At 61.4% G+C, this 26,411-nt stretch carries 23 protein-coding genes, 1 pseudogene and 1 CRISPR repeat array; of the genes and pseudogenes, 11 read left to right on the forward strand and 13 right to left on the reverse strand.

Annotation, left to right across the window (positions count from 1 at the left end; translation table 11 throughout):
* The first annotated feature begins 15 nt into the window (after positions 1 to 15).
* Positions 16 to 984 (forward strand): GDP-L-fucose synthase, encoded by a 969-nt coding sequence (locus tag SYN63AY4M2_RS12040; protein ID WP_041438425.1) that lies wholly within the window; start codon positions 16 to 18, stop codon positions 982 to 984.
* Here the strand turns inward: SYN63AY4M2_RS12040 and SYN63AY4M2_RS12045 are convergent.
* The 3 genes from SYN63AY4M2_RS12045 to SYN63AY4M2_RS12055 form a co-directional block, all read right to left on the reverse strand.
* Positions 981 to 1,718: a DevA family ABC transporter ATP-binding protein gene (locus SYN63AY4M2_RS12045; protein ID WP_011430702.1), complete on the reverse strand. Its 738-nt coding sequence runs from the start codon at positions 1,716 to 1,718 to the stop codon at positions 981 to 983. The two genes, SYN63AY4M2_RS12040 and SYN63AY4M2_RS12045, sit on opposite strands and share 4 nt — an antisense overlap.
* Before the next feature lie 178 nt (positions 1,719 to 1,896).
* On the reverse strand, positions 1,897 to 3,081 hold the full coding sequence (gene devC / locus SYN63AY4M2_RS12050) for an ABC transporter permease DevC (RefSeq protein ID WP_011430701.1): 1,185 nt from the start codon (positions 3,079 to 3,081) through the stop codon (positions 1,897 to 1,899).
* Between the two features lie 9 nt (positions 3,082 to 3,090).
* Positions 3,091 to 4,236 carry an ABC exporter membrane fusion protein gene (locus SYN63AY4M2_RS12055; RefSeq protein WP_099887408.1) on the reverse strand — a complete coding sequence of 382 codons (1,146 nt, stop codon included), beginning with the start codon at positions 4,234 to 4,236 and terminating at the stop codon, positions 3,091 to 3,093.
* 264 nt (positions 4,237 to 4,500) lie between these two features.
* Here SYN63AY4M2_RS12055 and murC point away from each other — a divergent pair, with 264 nt between their 5' ends.
* Positions 4,501 to 6,033, forward strand: coding sequence for a UDP-N-acetylmuramate--L-alanine ligase (murC, locus tag SYN63AY4M2_RS12060; protein WP_099813067.1), 1,533 nt, complete (start codon positions 4,501 to 4,503; stop codon positions 6,031 to 6,033).
* Positions 6,030 to 6,968, forward strand: a complete 939-nt coding sequence (murB, locus tag SYN63AY4M2_RS12065; protein ID WP_011430698.1) for a UDP-N-acetylmuramate dehydrogenase — start codon at positions 6,030 to 6,032, stop codon at positions 6,966 to 6,968. Before murC ends, murB begins: the two co-directional genes overlap by 4 nt.
* A 284-nt stretch (positions 6,969 to 7,252) precedes the next feature.
* Here murB and SYN63AY4M2_RS12070 read toward each other — a convergent pair whose 3' ends face one another.
* From SYN63AY4M2_RS12070 to SYN63AY4M2_RS12075, 3 genes are read right to left on the reverse strand one after another with little or no spacing between them, the layout of a single operon-like run.
* The gene (locus SYN63AY4M2_RS12070) at positions 7,253 to 7,756 is read right to left on the reverse strand and encodes a cadmium resistance transporter (protein ID WP_049749765.1); all 504 of its coding nucleotides are present in this window, start codon (positions 7,754 to 7,756) and stop codon (positions 7,253 to 7,255) included.
* Positions 7,757 to 7,768: 12 nt separating this feature from the next.
* Positions 7,769 to 7,909: a hypothetical protein gene (locus tag SYN63AY4M2_RS13860; protein ID WP_011430697.1), complete on the reverse strand. Its 141-nt coding sequence runs from the start codon at positions 7,907 to 7,909 to the stop codon at positions 7,769 to 7,771.
* 4 nt (positions 7,910 to 7,913) lie between these two features.
* Positions 7,914 to 8,231 carry a hypothetical protein gene (locus SYN63AY4M2_RS12075; protein ID WP_011430696.1) on the reverse strand — a complete coding sequence of 106 codons (318 nt, stop codon included), beginning with the start codon at positions 8,229 to 8,231 and terminating at the stop codon, positions 7,914 to 7,916.
* 95 nt (positions 8,232 to 8,326) lie between these two features.
* Between SYN63AY4M2_RS12075 and SYN63AY4M2_RS12080 the strand changes: the two genes are divergently transcribed.
* Positions 8,327 to 9,100, forward strand: a complete 774-nt coding sequence (locus SYN63AY4M2_RS12080; protein WP_099887409.1) for a DUF3598 family protein — start codon at positions 8,327 to 8,329, stop codon at positions 9,098 to 9,100.
* On the opposite strand, the gene SYN63AY4M2_RS12085 is transcribed toward SYN63AY4M2_RS12080, so the two are convergent.
* Both SYN63AY4M2_RS12085 and SYN63AY4M2_RS12090 read right to left on the reverse strand, forming a co-directional pair.
* Positions 9,066 to 9,848, reverse strand: a complete 783-nt coding sequence (locus SYN63AY4M2_RS12085) for an alpha/beta fold hydrolase (RefSeq protein ID WP_099834843.1) — start codon at positions 9,846 to 9,848, stop codon at positions 9,066 to 9,068. The genes SYN63AY4M2_RS12080 and SYN63AY4M2_RS12085 overlap by 35 nt on opposite strands.
* 29 nt (positions 9,849 to 9,877) lie before the next feature.
* On the reverse strand, positions 9,878 to 10,651 hold the full coding sequence (locus SYN63AY4M2_RS12090) for a ZIP family metal transporter (RefSeq protein WP_099883800.1): 774 nt from the start codon (positions 10,649 to 10,651) through the stop codon (positions 9,878 to 9,880).
* A 638-nt stretch (positions 10,652 to 11,289) separates the two neighbouring features.
* On the opposite strand from SYN63AY4M2_RS12090, the gene SYN63AY4M2_RS13970 reads away from it, so the two are divergent.
* Entirely contained in the window at positions 11,290 to 12,180 is an 891-nt protein-coding gene (locus tag SYN63AY4M2_RS13970; protein ID WP_206337016.1) for a hypothetical protein, read from the forward strand.
* Here SYN63AY4M2_RS13970 and SYN63AY4M2_RS12105 read toward each other — a convergent pair.
* Positions 12,177 to 13,184, reverse strand: coding sequence for an aspartate-semialdehyde dehydrogenase (locus SYN63AY4M2_RS12105; RefSeq protein ID WP_099887412.1), 1,008 nt, complete (start codon positions 13,182 to 13,184; stop codon positions 12,177 to 12,179). The two genes, SYN63AY4M2_RS13970 and SYN63AY4M2_RS12105, sit on opposite strands and share 4 nt — an antisense overlap.
* A 35-nt stretch (positions 13,185 to 13,219) precedes the next feature.
* The gene (gene aroB / locus SYN63AY4M2_RS12110) at positions 13,220 to 14,344 is read right to left on the reverse strand and encodes a 3-dehydroquinate synthase (protein ID WP_099883808.1); all 1,125 of its coding nucleotides are present in this window, start codon (positions 14,342 to 14,344) and stop codon (positions 13,220 to 13,222) included.
* 497 nt (positions 14,345 to 14,841) lie between these two features.
* Between aroB and SYN63AY4M2_RS12120 the strand changes: the two are divergent.
* Positions 14,842 to 14,974 (forward strand): annotated as a pseudogene (locus SYN63AY4M2_RS12120) (IS200/IS605 family transposase); the annotation flags it as partial.
* A gap of 313 nt (positions 14,975 to 15,287) precedes the next feature.
* On the opposite strand, the gene SYN63AY4M2_RS12125 reads toward SYN63AY4M2_RS12120, so the two are convergent.
* From SYN63AY4M2_RS12125 to frr, 3 genes are all read right to left on the reverse strand, one after another.
* The gene (locus SYN63AY4M2_RS12125) at positions 15,288 to 16,223 is read right to left on the reverse strand and encodes a M48 family metallopeptidase (protein ID WP_099883810.1); all 936 of its coding nucleotides are present in this window, start codon (positions 16,221 to 16,223) and stop codon (positions 15,288 to 15,290) included.
* A gap of 89 nt (positions 16,224 to 16,312) precedes the next feature.
* The gene (locus SYN63AY4M2_RS12130) at positions 16,313 to 19,024 is read right to left on the reverse strand and encodes a CBS domain-containing protein (protein ID WP_099887413.1); all 2,712 of its coding nucleotides are present in this window, start codon (positions 19,022 to 19,024) and stop codon (positions 16,313 to 16,315) included.
* 95 nt (positions 19,025 to 19,119) lie between these two features.
* Positions 19,120 to 19,668: a ribosome recycling factor gene (gene frr, locus SYN63AY4M2_RS12135; protein WP_011430687.1), complete on the reverse strand. Its 549-nt coding sequence runs from the start codon at positions 19,666 to 19,668 to the stop codon at positions 19,120 to 19,122.
* Between the two features lie 156 nt (positions 19,669 to 19,824).
* Here frr and SYN63AY4M2_RS12140 point away from each other — a divergent pair, with 156 nt between their 5' ends.
* From SYN63AY4M2_RS12140 to SYN63AY4M2_RS12165, 5 genes are all read left to right on the forward strand, one after another.
* Positions 19,825 to 20,685: a PD-(D/E)XK nuclease family protein gene (locus tag SYN63AY4M2_RS12140; protein ID WP_049749827.1), complete on the forward strand. Its 861-nt coding sequence runs from the start codon at positions 19,825 to 19,827 to the stop codon at positions 20,683 to 20,685.
* Between the two features lie 79 nt (positions 20,686 to 20,764).
* Entirely contained in the window at positions 20,765 to 21,886 is a 1,122-nt protein-coding gene (locus SYN63AY4M2_RS12145) for an ABC transporter ATP-binding protein (protein WP_240527925.1), read from the forward strand.
* Complete coding sequence (locus SYN63AY4M2_RS12150) at positions 21,880 to 22,809, forward strand: ABC transporter permease (RefSeq protein ID WP_099813084.1); 930 nt, start codon at positions 21,880 to 21,882, stop codon at positions 22,807 to 22,809. The genes SYN63AY4M2_RS12145 and SYN63AY4M2_RS12150 overlap by 7 nt, the downstream gene beginning before the upstream one ends.
* Before the next feature lie 139 nt (positions 22,810 to 22,948).
* Positions 22,949 to 24,505, forward strand: coding sequence for a carotenoid isomerase (gene crtH / locus SYN63AY4M2_RS12155; protein WP_099813372.1), 1,557 nt, complete (start codon positions 22,949 to 22,951; stop codon positions 24,503 to 24,505).
* A gap of 266 nt (positions 24,506 to 24,771) precedes the next feature.
* Positions 24,772 to 25,563, forward strand: a complete 792-nt coding sequence (locus tag SYN63AY4M2_RS12165) for a cobalamin-binding protein (RefSeq protein WP_206337017.1) — start codon at positions 24,772 to 24,774, stop codon at positions 25,561 to 25,563.
* Between the two features lie 134 nt (positions 25,564 to 25,697).
* Positions 25,698 to 26,410: direct repeats of the CRISPR family, unit length 35 nt; unit sequence GTTTCCAATTTCTAGGGATCCCCCCGAAGGGGGAA.
* Position 26,411 lies beyond the last annotated feature (1 nt).

Below are 26,411 nucleotides of genomic sequence, written 5' to 3' on the forward strand. Positions count from 1 at the left end.
TTTTCCGCGCCAGCCATGACGCCCAACAGCTTGTCCAGTGCCATCGATCTCAGCCAAAAGCGCATCTTGCTTACCGGAGGGAGCGGCTTTTTGGGCAAACACGTCCTGCAGCAGTTGCAACTCCTGGGGGTCAAGCCGGAGCAGGTGCGGATCCCACGCTCCCGCACCCACGACCTGCGCCGCTGGGAGGTCTGCCAAGAGGTGGTGCAGGGACAAGATGTCGTCATCCATTTGGCGGCCCATGTGGGCGGCATCGGCCTCAACCAGGCCAAGCCGGCGGAGCTCTTCTACGACAACCTGATCATGGGATCCCAGCTCATCCACGCCGCCTACCTGGCGGGGGTGGAGAAGTTTGTCTGCGTGGGCACCATCTGCGCCTATCCCAAGTTCACCCCCGTCCCCTTCAAGGAAGAAGATCTCTGGAACGGCTACCCGGAGGAGACCAACGCCCCCTACGGCATCGCCAAGAAAGCCCTGCTGGTGCAACTGCAGGCCTACCGGCAGCAGTACGGCTTCAACGGCATCTACCTCCTGCCGGTAAACCTCTACGGCCCCATGGACAACTTCGATCCGGAAAGCTCCCACGTGATCCCGGCCTTGATCCGCAAGGTGCATGAAGCCCAGCAGCGGGGCCAGAACTACGTCGAGGTGTGGGGAGATGGCAGCCCCACCCGCGAGTTTTTCTACGCCGAAGATGCGGCTCGGGGAATTCTCCTGGCCACCCAGCTCTACAACAGCCCTGAGCCACTCAATTTGGGCACCGGCGAGGAGATCTCCATTCGGGATCTCATCGCCCTCATCTGCGAGCTGATGGAGTTTCGGGGCGAGATCCGCTGGCAAACCGACAGGCCCAACGGCCAGCCGCGCCGCTGCTTGGACGTCTCCAAAGCCCGCGAGAGGATAGGTTTTGTGGCCAAGGTGAGCCTGCGGGAGGGGCTGCAGCGCACCATCGAGTGGTACCGCCGCCACGCCCCGGCAAACTAGGCAACAACCTGGCTCTCCAGGCGGCCATCCTCCATGTGCAACACCCGGTCGGCAATGTCGAGGATGCGGTTGTCGTGGGTCACCATGAGGATGGTGCAGCCCTGCTCTCGCGCCAACTTCTCCATCAGGGTCACCACCTCGCGGCCCGACTTGCTGTCCAGGGCTGCGGTCGGCTCGTCGGCCAGCACCAACTTGGGGTGGCTGACCAGGGCCCGCGCGATGGCTACCCGCTGCTTCTGCCCTCCCGAAAGCTGCTCCGGGTAGTAGTGGACGCGATCCCCCAAACCCACCGCCGCCAGCATCGCTTCTGCCTGCTGCTGCACCTGTTGAGGAGAAAGGCCGTTGTGCAGCTCCAGGGCCATGCGCACATTTTGGGCCGCCGTCAGGGAGCGCAGCAGGTTGTGGGCCTGGAAGATGTACCCCACCTGGCGGCGGATCTGGATGAGGGTGTTGGGCTTAGCGCCCCGCAGCTCCTGCCCCAACACCCGCAGGCTGCCCTCTTGCACCGAGCGCAAAGCTCCCAGGAGCGTGAGCAGCGTGGTCTTGCCGGAGCCAGAGGGGCCGGTCAACAACACGATCTCCCCCGGCTGCAAAACGAAGTTGATGTCAAAAAGCACTTGCTTGCGCAGGGATCCCTCGCCAAAGTAGTGGTTCACCCCTTCGGCTTTGACCACCGGCTCAACGGCATGTTGGGTGGAAGCGAGGGCAGCTTGATCGAGAAGGGAAGGCAGCATAGGGAGCTCAAAATCTCAAACAACTTGGGTTGACAATTCAATTCAGTAACCGCTTGGGCCATCATCGGAACCGCCGCGATTGAACCATCCAGAAGCCTATTGAAGGGATCCCAGAAGTCTTTGGGCAGTTGATCAAGCTATTCAACAATCCATCTGCCTCCTCCATTCTTGCCAAAACTTAGAAAATGTCGGCGGGATCGGCTGCCCGCAGCCGCCGCACGGCAATGGCCCCCGAGATAAAGCACATGCTCACTGCCAGCAGCAGCACCAACACCGCCCGGTTGAAGGTCATGGCGATCGGCAGCAACGTAGCATTGGCCGTCAAATCGTAGAGCAAAACTGCCAGGGCAAAAGCTGGAATATACCCCAAGCCGGCCAGCAAAATAGCTTCTTGAAACACCACCCCCAACAGGTAAGTATCCGTGTAGCCCATGGCCTTGAGGGTGGCATATTCCGCCAGGTGATCGGATACATCGGTGTAGAGGATCTGATAGACAATCACAATGCCGACGATGAAGCCCATGGCCACCCCCAGGCCGAAAATAAAGCCGATGGCCGTGCCCTCCTCCCAGTAGCTTTGCTCCATATCGATAAACTCTGCCCGCGACAGCACCCGCACATCTTCCGGCAGCAAGGCCCGCATCTGCTGCACCAACGGCTGGGGATCCACTCCCGGCTGCAGCTGCACTACGCCGATATCCACCAGGCCGCGCTCCCGCTGAGGAAAGATGCGCAGGAAGTTGAGGTCGCTGGTGAGGATGGTGCCATCGGCGCCAAAGGTGGCCCCCATCTTGAACAGGCCCCCCACCTGGACGCGGCGGTTGCCTACTTCAGTAAAAACTTCTCGACCGGCCTCAAACCACTCCGGGATGGGGCCAAACTCGCTGCGGGAGCGGCGGTCGAAGAGCACCACGTCTGCTTTCTTGATCTCCTCCAACTTGTCGGGGGTCAGCTCCGGCAACTCCAGCAGGTCGGCAGAGGGATCCACCCCCACCACAAAGATGCTGCGGGTGCGGCGGGTCTGGGGGTTTTTCCAGAGGGCAAAGCCCACATAGACGGGCGAGATGGCCCGTACCCCCTCAAAGCCCAACGCCTGGTAGAGCCGCCGCTGGGAAAAGGTGTTCATGGCAATGAGGGCGTTGGACTGGGGGCTGACCAGGAAGATCTCCCCTTTGAGGGCGACGTGGAAGCGGATGGCGCTTTCCAGCAGACTGTCTTGGAAGCCCAACTGCATGAACATGAGAATGCAGGCAAAGGCAATGCCCGCCAGGGCCACCAGCAGGCGGATCTTCTCCCGCGTCAACTGCAGCCAGGCCAAGGGGATGCGCCGCCCGATAAACGCTACGCTGAACAGGCCGGACATTCCCCCCTCCTACCCCTCGACCTCGATGGCCACATCCACCTGCAGGTTGGTCAGGCCGGCCACGCGGGCGCTGCTTTCCGGATCCAGGCGGATGTACACCTCCACCACGCGGGCATCCACATCGGCGGCGGGGTCGGTGTTGAGCACGTCTTTTTTGCCGATCTGCAGGCCCACCCGCTCCACCCGGCCCTGCAGCGTTTCTGGCAGCGCGCGGTTGCTGATGGTGGCCCGTTGTCCGGGCCGCACCCGCAGGATGTCGGTTTCGTAGACCTCCGCCACCACCATCATCTGGTCGGTGTTGCCCAGCTCGAGGATCCCTGTGTCGGCAGCGATAACTTCCCCAGGCCGCGTGCGGATCTTGAGCACCTGGCCGGCCCGGGGGGCGCGGATGAGGGTGCGCTCCAGACGGGCCTCCGCCAGCTCCAGGTTGCGGGCCAGGGATCCCAGTTGCACTTGCGCTTGCGCCCGTCTCAACGCCGCTTCAGCAGCTTGCACTTGGGCCTGGGCATTGCGCAGATCCCGCTCGCGGGCCAGGCGCAGTTGATCCAGAGTGGCCTCGGCAGCCCGCAAGTCCTCCTGCCGTTGCCGCACCAGCAGAGCTTTCTGGTCTAGCTCCTGCTGGGAGATAGCCCCCTCCTGCCACAGGGCCTGGAAGCGAGCCAGGTTGGCCTCGGCATCGGCCAGCTCCGCCCGAAGGCGCTCCACCACCGCTTCCTGGGATCGGATCTGCATCTGTTGCGGTTCGTCTAGGCGGCTGAGGCGGGTGCGCGCCTCTTCCACTTGAGCTTGGCCAAAGCGGGTCTCGGCCTCCAGCCGGGCGCGGGCTTCTTGGAGTTGGGCAGCAGCATACTCCCGCTCGGCCAGGCGCTCTCGATAGCTTTCCAGACGTGCCAACACTTGCCCCGCCCTCACCCGCTCCCCTTCGGCCACTAGCAGCTCTCCCAGTCGCTCTCCCGGAGGGCCGGCCACCCGCACCACCTCTCCTTCCGGCTCCAGGCGACCCAGGGCGCCAACGCGGGGAGGTAGCCGCGTCTCCTCCGTTGCATTCTCTGATACGGATTGGGTGGCCGCCTGCTGGCTCAGGCCCAGCCAGGCCAGCCCAGTTCCGGCCAGCAATCCAGCTCCCGCAATAGACCAGAGTAGCCGCTGATTCATCGTTCCCTACTCGTTGAGTTTTGCGGTTGAGGTCGGTCGTTACAGTTGCCATTCTTTAATAAATGTAAAGTTTATGGGGCAAGGATGTCCAGGTTTTTCTCATGTGTTTATTTTTCGGGTATTCGTTTTTCTCCGGCTTGTCTTCGGTTGTCGACCTTCGTCGGCTACCTAACCCAAGGGATTCCTGATATGATCTGCCGTGTCCGGGGCCTTTCTGCAGGTGCCGATTTCTAGGTGTGGTGCGAGGAGTGAGGTGGAGTTGCGATGGTGGAAACAGTTGGGGGGAAAGATGCCGTTGCGCCGGCGCCAGCTCGTTCTCCATCTCCGCCTGCGAAAAATTTGGATCCGTTGAACCCGCTACTTCCGGCTTATCATTTTGTCGGGATCGGCGGGGTGGGGATGTCGGCTCTGGCTTACATTTTGGCCAAGCAGGGGTTTCGGGTTTCAGGGTCGGATATTGCCGCCAATGGCCGCACCCGTCGCCTGGAAGCCTTGGGGGTGCGCTTTATTCAGGGGCACACTCTGGAGGGTTTGGCCGGGGATCCCCAGGTGGTCTACTCCAGCGCCATTCGCCCCACCAACCCGGAATTAGCGGCGGCGCTGGACAAGGGACTAAAGGTTTGGCATCGAGCCGATTTGCTGGCTGCCCTGTTTAACCATCGTCCCAGCATTGGGGTGGCGGGCACCCACGGCAAGACCACTACTAGCAGCATGATTGGCTACATGTTACTGGCGGCGGGCTGGGATCCCACCTTGATCATCGGCGGGGAGATGGACGCCTGGGATGGCAATGCCCGTCTAGGCCAGGGGGAATACCTGGTAGCCGAGGTGGACGAGTCGGATGGATCCCTGGTGCGGCTCTATCCCCAAATTGGCGTGATCACCAACATTGAGCTAGACCACCCGGATCACTACGCCAATCTGGAGCAGGTGATCCGGGCCTTTCAGCAGTATGGGCAGCAGAGCCAAACCCTGGTGGCCTGTCTGGACTGCCCCAACGTGGCCACCCACCTCAAGGTGGACATCGGCTACAGCCTGGCCGGCCATCCCCAAGCCCAGTACCAGGCCCGTCAGATCCTCTACACTGCCGATTGCACCTCTGCCGAGATCTGGGAAAGGGGATCCCTCCTCGGCCAGCTCCGCCTGCAGGTGCTGGGATCCCACAACCTCAGCAATGCTCTGGCCGCGGTTGCCGTGGGGCGGCAGCTGGGCTTGGAGTTCCCCGTGATTGCCTCTGCTCTGGCCCAGTTTCCGGGAGTGCGGCGCCGCTTTGAGCACAGGGGCGAGGTGGGTGGGGTCACCTTTATCGACGACTATGCCCATCATCCCAGCGAGATTCGGGCTACGCTGCGGGCGGCACGGCTGCAGCAGCGGCGGGTGGTGGCGGTGTTCCAGCCCCATCGCCACAGCCGCTTGGCCAAGTTGTTCCAGGACTTTGCTTGCTGCTTTGCGGATGCGCAGGTGGTGGTGATCGTGCCCACTTATGGGGCGGGAGAAGCAGCGCCTGAGGGCTCCGACAGCTTGCGGCTGGCCGTGTCGGTGGCGGAGCACCATCCCCATGTACGTTATGTGTCTTCTTTGCCGCAATTGCCGCAGGTGTTGCCGTCTATCTTGCAACCTGGAGATCTGGCAATTTTTTTGGGCGCAGGCGATCTCAATCAACAGATAGCCGCTACGATGCGGGCCTATGCGGCTCGGCTGGGGGAGCAGCCTCTGGCAAACTTTGAAGGGAAATTGCCGGGGCAAGCGGAGGATGGGATCAGGGAGATGGGGGCTTCTGAGGTATTGGCATCATGACTACAGCTCCCTGCGTGCCCAATGCCTCAAGCGTTGCCCGACTCTCTGGACGGATTCAAGCGGGGATCCCCTTGGCCCCTCTGACCACCTTTCGCGTGGGCGGCAAAGCGGAGTGGTATTGCGAGCCGCACAACAATCTGGAGCTGCAGCAATGTTTGGCCTGGGCGCGGGCGCAAGGGATCCCGGTTACACTGTTGGGGGCGGGCAGCAACCTGCTCATCAGCGATGCCGGCCTGCCGGGGCTGGTGATCCACACCCGGCGTTTGCGCGGGATGCAACTGTTGGAGGGGGGGAGGATCTGGGCCGCTGCCGGAGAACCTTTGGTTAACCTGGCGCGGGCAGCCGCCAAGCGGGGCTGGAGTGGCTTGGAGTGGGCCATCGGGATCCCGGGCACGCTGGGGGGAGCGGTGGTGATGAATGCCGGCGCCCACGGGCGCGCCATGTCGGACGTGTTGGTGGAAGTGCAGATTTTGGATGAAGAGCAGGAGCCCTGCCGCTTAGAACCGGTCGATCTGCAATTTGGCTACCGCCGCTCGCGGCTACAGGACTCTCCTTGGACGGTGACGGGGGCAACGCTGCAGTTACTCCCAGGCCGGGATCCGGCTCAGGTGCAGCGACAAACCCAGCGCCACCTCAACCAGCGCCTGAGCTCTCAGCCCTATCATCTGCCCAGTTGTGGCAGCGTCTTTCGCAACCCCGAAACCCATCCTGCCGGCTGGCTAATTGAGCAGGTCGGTCTGAAGGGCTACCGGATTGGCGGGGCCCAGATCTCCGAGCGCCATGCAAACTTCATCCTCAATTGTGGTCAGGCCAGCGCCAACGACATCTACCGTCTGATTTGCTTGGCCCAAGAAAAGGTTTATCAACGATGGTCGATATTCCTAGAGCCAGAAGTGCGCATTCTGGGATCTTTTGACGATCCTTTGATAAGTTAATTTGGCCTACCCCATTTTTTGATGATTGGATGGTTCTGATCTTGAACTGTCCTCACCAGTCCTTGATGGATTCTCGTTGATTATTTTGCGTCAGTTTATGGTTAGGGCACGGCTACTTTACGTCGCTTAATTGCACAACTAATTGCACAACTCAATCAGTCCCCCACAAGCGCGGAAGAACGCCGCTATTTGATTGGCGGGAACGGGAACACCGCCACGAAGATCTGAACTAGGATCCGGCTTCAGAGCGGCACAACGACTGAAACTCGAAGGGACTCCGCCCGCTACGGGATCCCGAGCAGCCATCGCCAAGTTTCGTTTTTGAACAGGATCCACACCCCTAATCTCATCAAAATCCAGGGTACCCAGCGCTCTCCCTGTTCAGCCAAGATCTTGGCCACTTCCGGTTGCACCGTCAGCCTTTGAGCCATGGCAAACCACAGCCCTTTCATCAAAAAGAAAATTATAGAAAAGAGAGCCAACTGGAGAGGGGTGCTGCCGGCAAACAAAGGAACGTACAAGCTGATGTTATCCCCGCCATTGGCAAAGGTGAGGAGCATGGACAGCAGAGCTGGCGAGGGCAAAAAGAGCAGCCCAGTCTTTGCGGGTGGTCGATCTTGCAGTTTTTCCAGCTCTTTCGACAGGGCTTCTTCCGCTTCAGATCGCCACAATTTCCAGCCGCCCACCGCCAGCGGGATCAGTCCCAGCAGGCCAATGGCAGATGGCGGCAGCACCAGGCCCCCCAAGTACCCCAAAAGGCTGATCAAGATCAATCCTGCCAAGCCCAAGTAGCCCCCCAGCTAAACCTGCCAGCCCTTCCAAGTAGGTTGGATCTGCACCTGGGCAAACAACACAACCAGCACAAAAAAGTCGTCAATGTGGGTGGCAATAAAGGCGAGGATCCCTTCCGCCAGCGTTGTCCAGAAAAGAGGGAGGGGCATGAGCTTAAGAAGTGGGGAAGAGGGCGCCGATATCGACAAGGTGAAGCTGCACCAGCCCGAGGATCGCCAAAGTGTAGGCAGTAGAAGAAGCCAAACTAATAACGAGATCGCGCTTTAGGTTGCGGGGTTTATCCCCTTGCTCAACCACATCAGTAGCGCCAAACTGCATCAGGAGAAGGCCAATCAAGTTGGAAAGCCAGTACCCGGCAAGGGTTCCTCCCAAAAGCCACTGGGGCTGCCACAAGCTGCAGAGGTAGCCAAATCCATAGGCAATGGGTAGGTTGAAGAACAAATCGTTCCACCAGGAAAAGGGCGAGAGCATAAACCCCAAAACCAGTAAAATGCCACCTCGGAACTTCCTCCCCATCGGCTCTGTCTTCCGCGTTGCGTCTCCCTAATGTTACTTCACAGTGCTTCATGACAACCCAGAGAGAATGCCTGGCCCTGCACCTGGGAGAATGGCACGGGCTCTTTTCCGAGTATCGACCCACCGCCCACGGCTGGGAGCTGGTGGGCCAAAAGCGCAGCCTCATCACCTTTGAGGCTTTGGATCGGGACGCAATCCGCCAAACCAATGCCTACTACCCCCTAGAGGGATCCCCTACCCCAACAAGCCGCCAGAGCTGGGTCTATCAAGATTTCTCGCCCGGCTTGCGCTTTTTCCCCGATGGCTCCTTTTCCAACGGGCGGCTGCAGCTGGCACCGTTTGGCGATTTTGCCGTCGAGCAGGGCTTTCTTTGGGGAGAGCGCAAGGCGCGGGTGGTGCAGCAGTGGGATCCCCAGGGCCGCCTGGTGCGGGTGACGGTCATCTTGGAGCGGCGCGGCCAGGTGCTGGATCTTGGGGCCGACTTTCCTGCGCTGACCCAAGCGCAACTGGGAGAGGCCTTGCAAGGGCGATGGCGGGGGATCGCCCAGAGCTTTTCTGCTGCCGATAGCTTGCTCAGCGAAACTCATGTAGATCTCTCAGAGTGGGCCAGCCCTTGGGATCCCTTGCCGGGGGGGCTGTGGATGGGCGGGCCGGATCCCTTGCCCATCCCCACCCTTCATCGGGATCGCCGCTTTTCCCTCAGCCTGAGCTGGTTTCCGGAAGGGCCGGAGGGCCGCCACCTGCTGCGCCTGGTGCGCGACTACGACGAGGGCGGCGCCTGGCAGCGGGTTACGCTGATGCGGCTGGAGCGGGATCCGGGGTGAGAAAGGCGCAGACCTGGGCAAACACCGTCTCCCGCTCGCAGTCCAAGGTGAGAACGTGGTCGGAGCGCTCCAGCCAATGCAGGGTCTTCTCGGCGGATCCCAGCTCCCGGTAGAGCCACGCCGCCTGGTCGGGATCCACCACTGTATCTTGGCGCGGCTGCAGGATGAGGGTGGGAACTTGGATGCTGGCTACTTCCCCCCTGACCCGCTCGATGAGCTCAAGGGCGCTGCGCACCGCCGTTAGATTGAAGCTGCGCAAATAGGCCACTCTTTCTGCCAACGCGCGGACATCGCCATCCCGAATCGGCAGGCGAAAGCGGGGAACCTCTTCCAAGAGCCAGCCCAGGCTGTTGAGGTACTGCTCCGGGCGAAAGAGATAGTACCAGCGGTGGCGAATGGCAAAAAACGGCGCCAGCAGGACCAATTTGTGGACAGGGTGGGCAAAGGCCAGGTGCAGCGCCAACAGGCAGCCGGTGGAAAACCCCACCAGCGAAAGGCGCGGGTACTCCTGCTGCAGCGCCAGGTAATGTTCCAAAACCCGCCCGTACCACTCCGTCCAGCGGGAAGGGGGCATGCGGGGTGCCGGGCGGTCGTGGCCGGGATAGTTAAACCCCTGCACCGTCAGGCCGGCTGCCAACAGCCGCTCCGCCAGCCACTGCAACTCGTAGACGCCACCCCCCAACCCGTGCAGCAGCAGGCAAGCATGATCCCCTCTTCCCCGCCACAGAAAAGGCTCGTTGCTCAGCATAAAACCTCACCTCAGGACGGGATCCCTTTTTAACCCAGGGCAATATCCAGCAGCAGCATCACCACAAACCCACTGAGAACGCCAAAGGTGCCCTCCCGCTCCAACCCCTGCCGGTGCGACTCGGGGATGATCTCATCCGAGATCACAAACAACATCGCACCAGCGGCAAAGGCCATGCCCCAGGGCAGCAGCGGCTGAGCCAAAGTGACCACCGTCGCTCCCACGATGCCGCCGATGGGCTCTACCAGCCCGGTCAGCAGGGCAATGGCAAAAGCAAACAGCCGCGAATACCCCTGGCTGGCCAGCGACAAGGCCACCACCAGCCCTTCCGGCATGTTCTGCAGGCCGATCCCCAGGGCCAGCGCCAACCCATCGCTGACTTGGCCGGTAGCGAAACCCACCCCCACCGCCAGGCCTTCCGGGAAGTTGTGCAGGGCAATGGCAATGATGAAGAGCCAGATCCGCTTTAGGTGGGCGCGGTTCTCCCCTTCAGCCCCTTTGAAAAAGTGCTCGTGGGGAAAAAGCTGGTGGGCACTCTCCAGAAAGATCGCCCCCAACAACAGGCCCGCCACCATCACCACGGCCGCCCCGAACTGGGAATATCCCAGCGCCAGCGCCGCCTCGGTGCCCGGCACCACCAGTGAAAACGAGGTGGCGGCCAACATCACCCCACCCCCAAACCCCAGCAGGATCCCTTGTACCCTTTCGGAGAGCGAGGGAAGAAAAAGGGCCGGCAAAGCCCCCAGCCCCGTCGCCAAGCCGGCGATCAAGCTGGCCAGGGATCCCATCCCAATTGGATGCACAAGCCAATCTCCACAAAGGCCGAATGCTTTTCAATTCTCCTCCTTTTGCGACATTGTGTGCGGTTTGTGGCCAACCGGAATGGCAGATCCCCTGCTATGGCTAGCCCACCACCGGAGTTAGGGTTGCTTTGAAAGGCTCTCGACAGCGCAGTAGATCTTCCGTTTGAGCCTGAATGGCTGCCAACGCTTCGACCTCTGAGATGCGGGTACTTTGACCGACCTCGGTGATCGGGATCCCGTCTACGAACACTGTGTGAACATTGCTGGCCCAAGCGGCATACGCGAGGTTCTAAAAATTAGCTTCTGTTGCCAGATTTTGTGCTTACAAGCAAGGTACACAAGAGCAAGTCTGAAGGCTCTATTCCCCAGTTGGAGCTTGCCATCTGAGGCAAGGTTTATTCCCAACAGTGGTAGATTGCGTGGGCGCAGAAGCATCCTAAGCAGCAATTTGACCAGGCTATGGCTATACTTTAGTAAGGCGGGTCGACAAAAACTAAAGAAAACTAAAGTCAAGTCTGATGATGAGGAGTGAAAAAGCGATGCAGAAAAAAGCAGTTACAAACCTTTTGGCTTTGAGTCTAGGGGCGGCCTGTCTAGGACTGACCGGCTGCGGTGGAGGCGGAAGCGGTGGGACGATAGTGCCTACACCGACACCTACACCGACCCCAACTCCAACACCCACCCCAACCCCGACACCTACGCCCACACCGGGTGCCCCGACTTTTAGCAAGGCATTTAGCCCCACCTCGGTAGCTGCCGGCCCTACTGCCAAAACAACTCTGACCTACACGATCACCAACACAGCCGCTCTGCCGCTGACGGGTCTAGCCTTTTCCGATCCCCTGCCTGCCGGCTTGATCGTTGCCACTCCCAACAACCTCAACAACGGCTGTGGCGGGACGCTGGCAGCTGCACCAGGAGCAAATTCCATCTTGCTGGTCAACGGCTCATTGGCAGCCAACGCTAGCTGCACCATCAGCCTGGATCTTCAGGTTACAGCCACGACAGCGGGATCCCTGACCAGCCCCGCGGTAACCCTGAGCAGCAACCAAGCGCCTAATGCCACCGCTGCGGCTATCAACTTAACGGTAACGGTGCCAGCTCCCACCTTTACCATGGCCTTTGCTCCCAACCCGCTTGGCCCAATTGGCCCAGCTCCCGTTACCGGGAATGGAACTCTGACGTTTACCATCAGGAACAACGCAGCCATTCCATTGACGGGCTTGGCCTTTAACCACACCTTGCCGGTAGTGCCGCCTTTAACCGTAGGGCCTGGTGCACCTCCTCCCTTACCTGCTTCCTGTGGTGCTGGAGCTACCCTCACAGCGTCGGTGGGTGGGAACACCATTCAATTCACCGGAGGACAAGTGGCTGTCGGCGCAACCTGCACAGTGACCATCCCTGTCCAAACGGGACCTCTGACCTCACCCGGCACCTACACCTACCCCAACTCCCCAGTAACATTGACCAACGCTCAGGCCGCCCCTGCCACAGCAGGACCGGTAACCTGGACGGTTGTGGTGAATTAGTCCTTCAAAAGCAGCTCGGCAATTTGAATGGCGTTGAGGGCCGCACCTTTGCGGATCTGATCCCCGCATAGCCACAGCTCCAGGGCCTTGGGCTCAGAGATGTCCTGGCGGATGCGGCCCACCGCCACTTCATCCCTGCCGGCCACGTCGATGGGCATGGGAAAGCGGTTCTGCTGCCAATCTTCAATGAGTACCACCCCAGGGGCCTGGGCCAGGATTTGCCGGGCTTTTTCCACAGGGAAGGGCTGTTCAAACTCCAGGTTGAGGGCCTCGGCATGGGTGCGCAACACCGGCACCCGCACACAGGTAGCTGTCAGCCGCAGGTTGGGGGATCCCATAATCTTGCGGGATTCGTTGACCATCTTCATCTCTTCCTGGCAGTAGCCGTTCTCCTGCAGGGGGCTGTTGTGGAGGAAGAGGTTGAAGGCGATGGGGTAGGGGAACACCTGGGGCTGAAAGGGCTGGCCTTGCAGGTAGGCGCGGGTTTGCTCCTCTAGCTCCACCATCGCGCGGGCCCCGGCCCCACTGGCCGATTGATAGGTGGCGGCCACCACGCGGCGCAGGGGGATGTGGCGATGCAGGGGGTAGATGGCCACGCACATTAGGATGGTGGTGCAGTTGGGATTGGCAATGATCCCTTGGTGACGGAAGGCTTCCTGGGGGTTGACCTCCGGCACCACCAGCGGGACATCGGGATCCAGGCGGAAGGCGCTGGAGTTGTCAATTAGCACTGCCCCTGCCTCGACGATGGTCTTGGCCCAAGTTTTGGAAACACTTGCCCCGGCAGAGGCCAAGACCAGGTCCAGACCCCGAAAGGACGCTTCTGCAACCGGCTCCACCGGGATCCGTTCTCCCTTGAAGGTCAAGTAGGTGCCCGCCGAGCGGGGCGAGGCCAACAGCTTCAGCTCTGCCACCGGAAAGCGGCGCTCTTCCAGCAGCTTCAGCAGCTCCACTCCTACGGCTCCTGTGGCCCCTAGGATGGCTACCCGTTGTTGCCGTCCCATGCTTTCTTGTCCTCAGCTTTTCCTAATTCTAGGGCTCAAGAGGTTGCCGTCATCGCCGCCAGAGCGGCCTGCACATCCGCCAGCTCGACTTGATCGGTCAGCTCCGCTTGGCCGATGCGGCGGGGCAGAACGAAGCGGATCCGCCCTTGCTTGACTTTTTTGTCCGCCTGCAGCGCCTGCAGCACCGCCTCCCAAGGGATCCCGGCGGGCCAGTGGCTGGGCAGCCCTGCCCTTTCGATAAGGCGTCGCTGCCGCTCGGCCTCAGCCGCGCTCCACCACCCCAGGCGACGGGCGATCTCTCCCGCAGCCACCATGCCAATGGCCACCGCCTCCCCGTGCAGGTAGCGGCGGTAGCCGGTAACGGTTTCCAGGGCATGGCCGAGGGTATGGCCGTAGTTCAAGATGGCCCGCAGGCCCCCTTCCCGCTCGTCCTGTTGCACCACCCAGGCTTTGCACTCGGCACAGCGCCGCAGCAGATAGTGCAGATCCGCAGGGGCAAAATCGGCGTAGCGCCTCAGCCTGGGCCGGTCTTGCAAAAACTCAAATAGGTCGGCAGCCTGGATGACGCCGTATTTGATGACTTCCGCCAGGGCCGAGGTAAATTCCCGCCGGGGCAGGGTCTGCAACAGCGTTGGGTCGATCCACACCAGGCGCGGCTGGTAGAAGGCGCCGATGAGGTTTTTCCCGCCAGGATGGTTGACGCCGGTCTTGCCGCCGATGGCCGCATCCACCATGGCCAAAAGCGAAGTGGGCACCTGGACAAACGGGATCCCGCGCAGCCAAGTGGCGGCGGCAAACCCCACCATATCCCCAATGACCCCCCCTCCCAGGGCCACGAGGGTGGAAGAGCGCTCCAGGCCAAAGCTCAAGGCAGCATCGTAGATCTTGGCCACCGAGCGCAGGGTTTTGTAGCGCTCGCCGGCGGGCAACAGAAAAAGACGGGCAGCAAACCCCGCTTGTTGCAACCCTTGCATCAACTTTTCGCCAAAATGCTTGGCAATGCCGGGGTGGCTCACCACCAGCGCCTTGCCCGAAAGTCCCCTGGCTTGCAGTTGGGATCCCAACTGGATAAGGCTGTGGCCGCCGGAGCCTTCGGGGGACTGGATGAGAATGTCGTAGGAGCCGTGGGGAAGCTTGACGGGGATCAGACAGGGATCCATAGGTGCTGCTGTTGAAGAGATGGGATCCATTGACACTCCCAGCGCCTAAAGGCGGGGGATTCTTACGCAGTCCACAAAAGAACCCGTAACGGCGTTGTCAAAGCGCCTCTAGACAGTTCCTGAAGGCCGCGGCAGGTTTGGTCTTAAACTCATTCCTTCTTGCCAGGAGAGCCTCAGCTTTTTCTTGAAGCTACTGAGTGCCTCAGCTACAGACTTACAGGTCTGTTGTGCGGCGGAGACATACATTGCGATGAAGTGCTTGTTTTGGGTTCTCGCCATCTCAGCACAAAGCTCACCATAGCTTGCCCATCGCTTCGTTTTGAAATAGACTTGTCTCGCATAGTACAAAGCACAGTTGTACACCTTATTAGACTGTTGACACAAGTACTCTAATAGGGGGACTAGCTCTCTGTTCCTGACTCGAACCTGCTGACAGCCGTACTCCATCATTGTTGGCAAGCGGCATGACAACCGCAGTCTAACATGGGCAAGCGATAGTGCGAGAGGAAAGTCAACGGTACAATCACTACAACCATGCTGTGGGGCTAGCGGTTGTTTATCTTATTTTTTGGCCAAAGAGTAAGGAAAGAGGTCTTGGTGGGAGAAGTCAGGAAGAGGTTGTTTGAGCTATGAAACTATATCAACGACCCCCATCATGGGTAAGCGACTAAAGTGGCTAGCGAGCTTTTCCGCCCTGCACTCAAGTGCGGGGCTACCAAGCTATCCTTTTGTGTGGCACGTTCTGTTGCTTGATGTTCTTCCCATGCCTCCTGGCTTGCCCAGTCCTACGGCCCACTGCAAGTGAACCGCGCAGCGGGGCAGGTAGGAAACCCTTTCTCAGCTTACAAGGCTACCCTCGCCTACTGCTCGCGCCAGCGGTGCGAAGCGTTCCCCCCAGATGCGAACCTGCACCCTACGGGGAAAACGGATCCCAGCGGCCTACTCAGGGCAAAACCGGCAGCACCGGCAGAATCTCAACTTCGGTGCGCTGGGTTTGGGGGAGAGATTGCGAAGGCCAAGTGGGGCCGCCGGAGCCATAGGCAGCAGGGCTGACCATGCTGTGCTCGGCGATAAGCTGGTTGAGGCGGGCGATGCGCTCCGCGACAGGGGGATGGGTACGCAAGAAGTCCGGCAGGGATGGACGGGATTGCAACTTGGCCAAAAATTGCGACATGCCCCTGGGATCGAAGCCAGCGCGATAGGCGGCCCACAAACCTTTTTCGTCGGCAACAAACTCGTTTTCGCGGCTTTGCGGTCGGCGCACTCCCAGCTCCAGGGCTAGGGCGGCCAAGGTGTTGTCATCGAGTCCCAGCAATTGGGCGCCGAAGCGGGCGGCGGCAGCCTGCTGCAGTTGCTGGAGGCCGTGACGTTCGCTGATATGGGCGATTTCGTGGCCCAAGACAGCAGCAATTTGGTCGTCGTTGTCGGCAGCTTCCAGGGCGCCAGTGGTGATGTAAACAAAACCACCCATCGTGGCAAAGGCGTTGATGTCTGGATCCTCCACCACCTGAAAGGTATAGGGCAAGTTAGGGCGTTCGCTGTGGGCGGCCACCCGCTGGCCGATGCGGTTCACCCGCTCCACCCAATAGAAATTTGAACTGACGCGAATCTGTCCGCGGGCTTTCAGTTGCTGGTCGATCTGGCGGCCCAAGCTCACCTCTTGGGCGTCGTTTAACTGGCTCACCTGCAGCCATTGCAGGCCGTGGATCAGCAGCCGAACCAGGTCTTGGGCCTGGGCAGGGGATCCCATCCCGGCGGCAAGGATGGCCAGCAGAGCAAAGGCAACCGGCTTGGCCACGCGGCAACTCCGCCGCTGGGGGGGGATGGGGCCCACCGACGGGATTGCCTCGACAGCAGAGCGAGGTTTCAATACCCGCATTGGATCCCTCCAAGACAACCTTCTCTCAGGCTAGCGATCTGGCAATGGGATCGTCCTACCAGAAATGGGCAACCCCTCTACTCTTTTGGCTACTTTGGCTGAGATTGCAGCAAGGGGAAGTGTTTCCGCAGCCAGGCTTCTGCCTCAGCGCGAGTGGTAAGCTCGCCGTTGAGGGTGAGGCAGCGCAGGCGCTCCAAGATCTCCTGAAAAAGAGGGCCCGGCTTGTAGCCCAGGCAACGCAAATCGTGCCCGTTGAGGGGTGGCTTCACCCAATGCCACTCCTGCAAGTAGCGCCAGAGCAGCCGCCGCGCTGGCTTGGCGGCCAGCCCTGCCAACAGGATCACCGCCGGGATGCGCAGCCCCTGCAGCAGCCGTACTACCTGAGCCGGAGACAGGGATCCGGTCTCCAGTTGGGCCAAGAGGGCTTGGTAGTGGGAGAAATGGCTGAGGCGTTCGATGCCCGCTTGGGTGAGGTGGAGCTGGCTGGCTACCTGGGGTGCCTGGGGCAGGGGCAAGAGCAAGGCTTCCAGGCGCAGTTGCCAGATCTCCTGGGATCCCAGCTCGGGGTAGCGGCGGCGGAAGTGATAGGCCCAGCGGCCCACCCGCTGCAGCCGCCGGTACAGGGAGGGATCCCAGGTCAAAGCGGGGTGAATGCAGCGCAGGGCTCCCCATGCCGCCAGCCGCTCAAAAGCCAAGGGCCAGTCGCGGGAGCGGAGGATGTAGGCCAGCTCCTGCTTGAGGCGCTCCCCGCCAACGGCATCGTGGAGGCCGCTGGCTACAGCCGTGCGAATCCATTCTTCGGTGGTCGGATCCAGGGCAAAGCCCAGGTGCACGGCAAAGCGGACGGCCCGGTAGATGCGGGTGGGATCCTCGATGAAGCTGTTGGGGTGGAGGGCGCGGATGATCCCCTTTTGCAGATCCGCTTGCCCGCCGAAAAAGTCCAGCAACTGCCCCCGCTGCGGGCCGTTGAGGCGCAAAGCCAGCGCATTGATGGAAAAATCCCGCCGGTAGAGATCCTGATGGATGGATCCCATGGCCACTTCAGGGGGCGAGGCCGGGTAGGGGTAAAACTCGGTGCGGGCGCTGGCAATATCCACACAAAAGCCCCCTGGCCAGATCAGGGCTGCCGTCTGGAACTTGCCGTGGATCTCCAGGCGTGCCTCCGGGAAGTGCTGCTTGAGGGCTTTTCCCAGGATCAACCCCCAGCCCGGCGGATCCGTCCCTTGGGGGGTCGAGGGGTAAGGCCCATCCACCACCAAATCCAAATCCAGCCGTTCCAGGCAAGAGGAGGGCTGCCGTCCCCACCGGTGCAGCAGCAGATCCCGCACCGCCCCCCCCACCAGATACAGCCGCAGACCCTTTTCATCGGCAATTCGGGCAGCTTCCTCTAGCAGCCGGCGGTGCTGCGGCGAGAGAGCGGCAAAGGTGAGATCCAAAGGACAAGAGAGAGCAGGAGAAGCCAACTGGGGTGAGAGGGCCGGCAGCTGGTGCAGGTGTCGCAACACATCGGTGCGGGTAACGATCCCCACCAACTGGCCATCCTGGAGCACTGGCAGACGGCCAATGTCCCACTGCACCATCAGCCGCTGGATCTCCGCCAGGGGCGTGTCGGGGGAGAGGGTCTTGACGTCGGTAGTCATGTAGCCCTTGACGGGGGCATGGCCAAAGCCGTGGTGCAGGGCAATGTCGATATCTCGCCGCGAGATCACTCCCACCAGGCGGCCCTGGCCATCCACCACCACCAGGCCGGAGTGGCCATAGCGCAGCAGCACCCGCTGCGCCTCCTGGATAGTAACCTCCGGTCGGATGGTGCGCACCGGCGAGGACATCAAATCCTTGGCCGTCACAGGCGGCGGGATCCGCTCTTTAACCGCCTGGCTGAGGTCGCTCAGCACCTGGGCGGGATCGGGCAGGGGCTGGTCTGGAGAAGCTTTTAGGGTAGCGGCTGCCGCACAGTCGTGGCCGCCGCCACCGTAGCGGGCCATCACTCGGCCCAGTTGGGCAAACTCCTGCCGCGCCCGCCCAATGAGGCTGAGCCGCTCCCCCTGTCGTGCCACCAAGAGCAGCACGTCCACCCCCGTCAGCTCCATCAGCCGCATCACCAGGCCGGCCAGGCCAGGCACAAACTCCGGCAGCTCCAGCAGCCACGTTCCCAAGCGGTACTCCCCCACCGCCTCCACCTGCATCTGGGCCAGTCCCTGGCTGAGCAGTTCCTGCATCGGGGGGGTGAGGCCATCGCCCAAAAAGCGCCGCAGCACCACCAGGTTGACTCCCTGACGCATCAGCCAGGTGAGGGCGGCGGCATCGCGGGCGGTGGTCTCCGGGAAGGTCAGGGATCCCGTGTCCATGTGGAGGCCCAAGGCCAGCGCCAGCCGCTCGAAAGGGCTGAGGCGGATCCCGGCCCCCTGCAGCCGCTCCACCAGGAGGGTACAGGTGGAGCCCACCGCCTCAATGTGAGCGCTGACCTGCTGCTGCGGCCACAGCTCTTCCAGCGGGGTGGCCGGCAGGTGGTGGTCGAAAATCTCGATCTTCGCCCCAGGAACGCTCAGCCAGGCAGCAGCCTTACCGAGGCGATCCGGATCGTAACAATCCACCAGGATCCAGCGCTGGACCTGGCGGGGATCCACCGAACGCAGCTCGATGAGGGGAAACTCGTCCCGGTAGAGGGCCAAGAACTCCTGCACTCCCGGCAGGGATCCGCCAGTCAAGGCAATGCGGGCGCTAGGGTAGAGTCGGGCTGCCCCCACTGCCGCCCCTAGGGTGTCGAAATCTGCTGACTGATGACACAAGATGAGGTCCATGCTGGCCTAGGCCGGGATCCCAGCCCCGGGGAGGGAGCTGCTGCTTGGCTGCAGCGGGCCAAAAACAGTTGGCGGGCGTGCTCAAGGACAAAGCCCTAAAGCGTGGTCAGTTCTTTTTCTTTCTCCGCCAGCAGATCGTCGATCTTCTTGATATAGCGGTCGGTCAATTTCTGGATTTCTTCTTGCAAGCTTTTGGACTCGTCTTCGGAGATCTCGCCGTTTTTCTCCCGCTTGCGCACCGAGTCGATGGCGTCGCGGCGGATGTTGCGAATGGAAACCCGGCCCTCTTCGGCCAGCTTGGCCACCTGTTTGCTCAGCTCCTTGCGCCGCTCTTCGGTTAGAGGAGGGATATTGAGGCGCACCACCTTGCCATCGTTGCTGGGGGTTAGGCCCAGGTCGGAGGCGACGATGGCCCGCTCAATTGCTGCCAGGGTCGAGGGATCAAAAGGCTGGATCAAGAGAGTGCTGGCATCTGGAGTGGTGATGCTGGCTAGCGCCTTCAGGGGAGTGGGAACGCCGTAGTACTCCACCTGAACGCGATCCAGCAGGCTGGCGTTAGCCCGCCCGGTGCGCACCGTGTTGAAGGAACGCTGGGTGGCCTGCACCGCTTTGCTCATTAACTCCTCGATCTCAGCTAGCTCCACGACCTTTTCCTCGCTCTCGAAACAGTTTGCAGACGCTCAGACACTAGCGGCAAAAAACCAAGACCTCTAGCACGAGCCTGAGCTTAATTTTATCTTGTCTAGATCCGCGCGCGGCTCTAGAAGCCATTCTCCAGTCCTAGCGGCACTAGAATGGCCATGAACTCCTCTTCTTGGTCCATGCCTGGGATCCCTGCTGCTTTTTCCCCGCTGAGGTTGACGCTTGAGCAGGTCAACCTCTCAGCTTCGGCTCTGGCGCTGTTGGACTACTGCCCCCGCTTGTTTTGCTACGTGTACCTGGAGCGGCTGATTTGGCCGGCAGCGGATGCCTTTGAGCACGAAGCGGAGCAGCAGCGGGGACGCCAGTTTCACCGCCTGGTGGAATCGTACAGCCGCGGGCTCCAGGTGGAGCCGCGCTTGTCGGCCTTGGAGGAGACAGTACGCCAGTGGTGGCAGGTGTTCTTGGCCAGTCCCCATGCCCAGCCGCAGGGGCGGGTGTTGGCGGAACTGCCCCTCTGGCAACGGATTGAGGGGTTTAAGCTGATGGCTCGCCTGGATCGGCTGGTGATTGCGCCGGGATCCCTGCACATTGTCGATTGGAAGACGGAGCGGCAGCGCCCCCCCGACGAACAGTTGGCCCAGGACTGGCAGGTGCGCCTTTACCCGCTGTTGCTCTGCGGGGTGGCCGCTCAACTGCCCCTGGCAGGCCCTTTTGAGCCGGAGCAGGTGCAGCTTACCTTTTGGTATGTGCAGCACCCGCAGCAGCCTTTTCAGTTGCGCTACAGCGCCGCCGCCTACGAGCGGGATCTGGCCCACCTCAAAGCCACCCTAGGCCGCCTGCGGCAACTGGAGGCGCAGGCCTTTCCCGCCCTCCCCTACGGCGAACGCTGTGCCAGTTGCCTGTTTTGCGCCCGTTGCCACGGGCTCATGCCGCCAGGGATCCCTTCCCAGAACCTGACGGACTGGGTTTGGCCGGAAGCGGAGCCACTAGAGGAAACGCCTGAGGCGGAATGGCTATAGCCGCCGGGATCTCGGTGACCCCAATCGCTCTCCAAACCTGCATACTGAGTTAGAGAGTATTGCAGGGTTGCTAACTGTGGTGGCAGGAGTCATTGCCGGCACTTCCAGGGATCCCGACTGGGATGTGGAGCTCAAGGGGCTCCGCAAGCGCTTTGGCGATTTTGTGGCCCTCGACGGCATTGACTTGCAGATTCGGCGGGGCGAGTTTTTTGGCCTTTTGGGCCCTTCCGGCTGCGGCAAGACCACGCTGCTGCGCATCATCGCCGGCCTGGAGATAGCTGACGCTGGCGAGGTGGTGATCCGGGGGCAGCCGGTGGGCCATCTGCCTGCCCACAAGCGCAACGTCAACACCGTGTTCCAGAGCTATGCCCTCTTTCCCTTTATGACCGTGGAAGAGAACGTCGCCTTTGGCCTGCGCATGCGGGGGGTGCGAGGGGAGGCGCTGCGCAAGCGGGTGGCCGCCGCTTTGGAGTTGGTAGAGATTGGGGATCTGGCTAAGCGCAAGCCCCAGGAGCTCTCCGGCGGGCAGCAGCAGCGGGTGGCCCTGGCCCGCGCCTTGGTCAACGAGCCGGAGGTGCTGCTGTTGGATGAGCCGCTCTCGGCTCTGGATGCCAAGTTGCGCAAGCAGCTGCAGGTGCAGTTGTGCGAGTTGCAGCGCCGCCTGGGCATGACGTTCATTTTCGTGACCCACGACCAAGAGGAGGCCTTGGTTACCAGCGACCGGGTGGCGGTGATGCGGGCCGGGCGCATCGAGCAGGTTGGCCTCATCGACGAGGTGTACGAGCGGCCGGCAACAGCCTTTGTGGCGGACTTTTTGGGGGCCAGCAACCTCATCGAAGGGATCGCCTGCGGCACCGACTGCGTCGAGACGCCCCTGGGCAAGCTCAAGGTGCTCGGGATCCAACCCACCCTGGAGCCAGTGCAGCTGGCCATTCGGCCGGAAAAGATTCGGCTTTCTCGGAGCGGCTGGGATCTGCTGCCCAACCAAGTGCCCGTGCGGGTGGAAAACCTCATCTACACGGGGGCAGAAAACCAGTACCTCCTGCGCACAGCTAGCGGCCAGCAGCTCAAGGCCCTCACCCTCAACGCCGACATCGAAGACCAGGATTTTGCCATCGGGGAGGCCCTGGTGGCCCATCTTCCTCCTAAAAACTTGGTGCGCCTGCGGCCGGATCCCCGGCGGGAGGACTCCCCATGCTGAAGCGCTTGGAGAAGCCTGCCCAAGTGCGCGCCGGGGAATTGCTCACGCCCTGGCAGGAGCTGCTGCACAGCCTGATCTTTGCCGGGCCGGGGGTGCTCTGGGTGGTAACGTTTTTGGTGCTGCCGGGGCTGCTGCTCTTGGCCTGTAGCTTTCTCAGCCGCGGCGAGTTTGGCCAGGTGGGCCTGCCCCTGACGCTGGCCAACTACCTGCGCGCTCTTGGCTACGGTCCCCTAGGGTGGACGCCCATCTACTGGCAGATCTTGGGCCGCAGCCTGCTGGTGGCGGCAGTTACCACCTTCTTCTGTGTGCTCCTGGCCTATCCCCTGGCCTTTTTTATCGCCGCCCACCCGCCCCGACAGCGGGATCTGTTGCTGACGCTGGTGGTGGTGCCCTTCTGGACCAACTTGGTGATCCGCACCTACGCCTGGATGGTGGTGTTGGCCCCGGAGGGGTGGCCGGCGCGGCTAGCGGCCTGGCTGGGCTGGATCCCGCCCCAGACAGCTCTCTACCCCAGTTGGCTGGCGGTGTATCTGGGCATGATCTACACGTTCTTGCCCTACATGGTCTTGCCCCTCTACACAGCCGTGGAGCGCATCGACTGGCGCCTGGCAGAGGCAGCCAGGGATCTCTACGCCAACGGCTGGCAGGTTTTCCTATGGGTGCTCTTTCCCCAGACGCTGCCGGGGCTGGCAGCGGGGCTGATTTTGGTTGGGATCCCGGCCCTGGGCATGTTCGTGGTGCCCGACTTGCTGGGGGGCAGCAAGACGCTCTTGATTGGCAATGTCATTCAGATGCAGTTTGGCGCGAGCCTGGACTACCCCTTTGGAGCGGCCCTCAGCTTTCTGGTTACTGGCCTGAGCCTGGGGCTAGTCTACGCCTACAGCCGCTACGTCGGCAGCCGCGGCCTAGAAGAGCTGATCTAAGTCGCTGGCAAGGGATCCCCTCACCCCCAGCCCCTCTCCCTTAGGGAGAGGGGAGTTAGGGATCCGGGAGATGGCGGATCGCCGCTTGCTGGCAAGCTCTGGTAGGTTGAGGATACTGGCGTTGTGCGAGAGGGATCCCTTGACCCAAACTCTGCTTCCTCAGGCTTCCGCCCAGCTCAAGTCCTCTCCCCCGGCAACGTGGGATGTCATTGTCATCGGCGCTGGGATCGGCGGCCTGGTGGCGGCCACCCAGTTGGCGGCCAAGGGCTACCGGGTGTTGGTGCTGGAAAAATACCTCATCCCTGGTGGCAGCGCCGGCTACTTTGAGCGCCCGGATCCCAACGGCAAGGGGGTCTACCGCTTTGATGTCGGGGCTTCCATGATCTTTGGCCTGGGCAGGCAGGGCACCACCAACCTGCTTACCCGCGCCTTGGCTGCCGTGGGCCAGTCTTTGGACTCCATCCCCGACCCGGTGCAGATTGCCTACCACCTGCCCCAGGGGCTCAGCCCGCGCGTGCACCGGGACTACGAGCAGTTTTTGCAGGAGCTAGCCAGCTATTTCCCTCAGGAAGCGGGCAGCATCCGCCGTTTTTACGACCGCTTCTGGCCCATCTTCAACAGCCTCAACGCCATGGAGCTGCTCTCTTTGGAGGAGTGGGGCTATCTCTGGCGCTCTTTTGTCGGCAACCCCCGCGCCTGCCTGACTTTGGCCCGCTATTTGCCGGCCAATGTGGGCCAGGTGGCGCGGCGCCACCTCCGCCATCCGGCGCTGCTGCGCTTTGTGGACATGGAGTGCTACTGCTGGTCGGTGGTGCCGGCGGAGCGCACGCCCATGATCAACGCCGGCATGGTGTTTTGCGACCGCCACTACGGCGGCGTCAACTACCCCAAGGGAGGGGTGGGGCAGATTGCTCAAAAGCTGGCCCAGGGGCTAGAGACCTGCGGGGGGCAAATCCGCTACCGAGCGTCGGTGCGGCGGATTTTGGCAGAACGGGGCCGGGCCGTGGGCGTCGAGCTCTCCACGGGGGAAAAGCTCTTTGCGCGCAAGATCATCTCCAATGCCACCCGCTGGGATACCTTTGGCCGCCTCTGGCCAGGACCCTTTCCGGCAGCGGAGCGGCGCTGGCAAAGCCGTTATCAACAGTCCCCCAGTTTCTTAAGCCTGCACTTGGGGGTGCGGGCCGAGGCCCTGGCCGGTGAGCGCTACTGCCACCACATTCTTTTAGAAGACTGGCAAGCCATGGAGGCGGAGCAGGGCACGATCTTCGTCTCCATCCCCACCCTTTTGGATCCGGAGCTGGCCCCACCAGGCCGCCACATTGTCCACGCCTTTACCCCCAGTTGGATGCAGACTTGGCAGGGCTTGAGCCCAGAGCAGTACCGGCAGCAAAAACAAGCGGCAGCCGAGCGTCTCATCCGCCGCCTGGAGGCCCTCTGGCCTGGTCTGGGATCCCACATTGAACTGCAGGAAGTGGGCACCCCCCGCACCCACCGCCGCTTCTTGGGCCGCGTCGACGGCACCTACGGCCCCATCCCTCGCGGCACTCCCTGGGGACTCTTGGGCATGCCCTTCAACCGCACCGCCATCCCCAACCTCTACTGCGTGGGGGATAGCACCTTCCCCGGCCAGGGACTCAACGCTGTCGCTTTCTCTGGGTTTGCCTGCGCCCACCGGGTAGCGGCGGACTTCTCCTAAAGCTGTCTCCAATTTCTAGGAACCCCCCGCAGTCGTCTTGCATTGAACCCCTTCCCACTGCGAGAGCTCTTGCATGAGCGTCGGGGTGAGGCATCGAAGCGGGCAGCCTAGAGCGCTCAACCGACCCTGGGTGCAGCGGAGCGTACCCCCAGGGCCTCGGCAAGGTGACCGTAGGTAGTAGCTTTGCCTGCCAGAATCTGGCAAACCACTTTGTGGACTCGCTCGAAGAAATCCCGATGATTGGCAGACATGTTCCGCGACCGCGATTGCCAGAGCGCATCGTGTGCTTGACGGAGGAGACGGCAGAGACGCTCTACGCCTTGGGGGCTGGGGATCTCGTCGTCGGCATTTCTGGATTTACGGTGCGTCCGCCGGAGGCGCGGAAGAAGCCGAAGGTGTCCACCCTTCTGGATGCCAACATCGAACGGATTTTGGCGCTGCAGCCCGATGTTGTGCTTGCATGGTCGGATCTGCAGGCAAACATTTGCGCTGAGCTCATTCGCCAGGGGGTGGAGGTTGTCTGCTTCAACCAGCGCACGGTTGAGGGGATCCTCTCCATGATCCTGCGCCTTGGGGCACTGGTAGGGCGAGCTGCTCAGGCACGGGCATATGTGCGCTCCTTGCGGGAGGGATTGCACCGAGCTATGCAGCGTGGACAGCAACGGCGCCGCCGTCCACGGGTCTACTTCGAGGAGTGGGACGACCCCTTGATTACAGGCATCGGCTGGATCAGCGAACTCATTCGTTTGTGTGGAGCTGAAGACATCTTTTCCGAATTCAGTGCCTATCCCGATGCACGGCGCCGGATTATAGCTGAACCGGCAGAGGTCGTGCGGCGCGCTCCAGACATCATCCTGGTGTCCTGGTGTGGCAAGAGGTTCAAGCCTGAGCGGCTTCACAGCCGCCCTGGGTGGGAGACTATCCCGGCGGTCTGGAGCGGACACGTCTACGAGCTGCCGTCAGAGGTGATTCTGCAGCCCGGTCCGGCTGCCTTGACCGATGGGGTGCAGTTGCTGCTGCAGATCTTTGACCGCTGGGAGGCCCAATCCTCCGCCTAAGCTTTGATGCTGCTTTCGATAGGGTTGTGGGCCTGGACGGCGTCATACTTGAGCCCGAAGTCTTCTAGCGCGTACAGCACTGCCCGATTGTGGCTGCTGCACAGGCGCGTGAAGTTTGGGAGCACCTGGCGGTTGTTTCCAATTTCTAGGGATCCCCACGAAGGGGGAACTTTCATGCTGGGCTTTGCCCAGTGATGTGTTGTTTCGGAGGTCGTTTCCAATTTCTAGGGATCCCCACAAAGGGGGAACCCAGACGTTTTACGTGGTGGAAGTCTCCACCCGAGGCGGGGTTTCCAATTTCTAGGGATCCCCCCGAAGGGGGAACCGTGTTCGAGCCGTACTTCGACGGCGAAGAAATTTACTGGTTTCCAATTTCTAGGGATCCCCCCGAAGGGGGAACCATCCATATGCCTACACTAACAAAGGTATGCTGTGGTACTGGTTTCCAATTTCTAGGGATCCTCCCGAAGGGGGAACGGGACTTCGTTGAGTATACACCCCGGGGCCTATGGTTGTTTCCAATTTCTAGGGATCCCCCCGAAGGGGGAACAGTCTTGATAAACAAGGCTGCGGTTGGGTTAGAACAACAATTGTTTCCAATTTCTAGGGATCCCCCCGAAGGGGGAACACTGCACTGGAGGAATGGGACTATCGGGGCTAGCTGCGTTTCCAATTTCTAGGGATCCCCCCGAAGGGGGAACTCCGGGGAGCTCGAGGTTCACACCGAGAGCTTGAAGTTTCCAATTTCTAGGGATCCCCCCGAAGGGGGAACGAATACTTAATCTGGGTACCCCCAGGTTTGGGGCTCTGGAGTTTCCAATTTCTAGGGATCCCCCCGAAGGGGGAAC

The sequence above is a fragment of the Synechococcus sp. 63AY4M2 genome, from assembly GCF_002760475.1.
Lineage (GTDB): Bacteria > Cyanobacteriota > Cyanobacteriia > Thermostichales > Thermostichaceae > Thermostichus.

Coding starts and splice junctions, on each gene's coding strand:
- devC (WP_011430701.1), bottom strand. CDS start 3,081: ATGTCCGGCCTGTTCAGCGTAGCGTTTATCGGGCGGCGCATCCCCTTG.
- murB (WP_011430698.1), top strand. CDS start 6,030: ATGACTACAGCTCCCTGCGTGCCCAATGCCTCAAGCGTTGCCCGACTC.
- SYN63AY4M2_RS12085 (WP_099834843.1), bottom strand. CDS start 9,848: ATGCTGAGCAACGAGCCTTTTCTGTGGCGGGGAAGAGGGGATCATGCT.
- SYN63AY4M2_RS12075 (WP_011430696.1), bottom strand. CDS start 8,231: ATGCTCTCGCCCTTTTCCTGGTGGAACGATTTGTTCTTCAACCTACCC.
- murC (WP_099813067.1), top strand. CDS start 4,501: ATGGTGGAAACAGTTGGGGGGAAAGATGCCGTTGCGCCGGCGCCAGCT.
- SYN63AY4M2_RS12140 (WP_049749827.1), top strand. CDS start 19,825: ATGAACTCCTCTTCTTGGTCCATGCCTGGGATCCCTGCTGCTTTTTCC.
- SYN63AY4M2_RS12125 (WP_099883810.1), bottom strand. CDS start 16,223: ATGCGGGTATTGAAACCTCGCTCTGCTGTCGAGGCAATCCCGTCGGTG.
- aroB (WP_099883808.1), bottom strand. CDS start 14,344: ATGGATCCCTGTCTGATCCCCGTCAAGCTTCCCCACGGCTCCTACGAC.
- SYN63AY4M2_RS12080 (WP_099887409.1), top strand. CDS start 8,327: ATGACAACCCAGAGAGAATGCCTGGCCCTGCACCTGGGAGAATGGCAC.
- SYN63AY4M2_RS12055 (WP_099887408.1), bottom strand. CDS start 4,236: ATGAATCAGCGGCTACTCTGGTCTATTGCGGGAGCTGGATTGCTGGCC.
- SYN63AY4M2_RS12045 (WP_011430702.1), bottom strand. CDS start 1,718: ATGCTGCCTTCCCTTCTCGATCAAGCTGCCCTCGCTTCCACCCAACAT.
- SYN63AY4M2_RS12040 (WP_041438425.1), top strand. CDS start 16: ATGACGCCCAACAGCTTGTCCAGTGCCATCGATCTCAGCCAAAAGCGC.
- SYN63AY4M2_RS12130 (WP_099887413.1), bottom strand. CDS start 19,024: ATGGACCTCATCTTGTGTCATCAGTCAGCAGATTTCGACACCCTAGGG.
- SYN63AY4M2_RS13860 (WP_011430697.1), bottom strand. CDS start 7,909: ATGCCCCTCCCTCTTTTCTGGACAACGCTGGCGGAAGGGATCCTCGCC.
- SYN63AY4M2_RS12105 (WP_099887412.1), bottom strand. CDS start 13,184: ATGGGACGGCAACAACGGGTAGCCATCCTAGGGGCCACAGGAGCCGTA.
- SYN63AY4M2_RS12150 (WP_099813084.1), top strand. CDS start 21,880: ATGCTGAAGCGCTTGGAGAAGCCTGCCCAAGTGCGCGCCGGGGAATTG.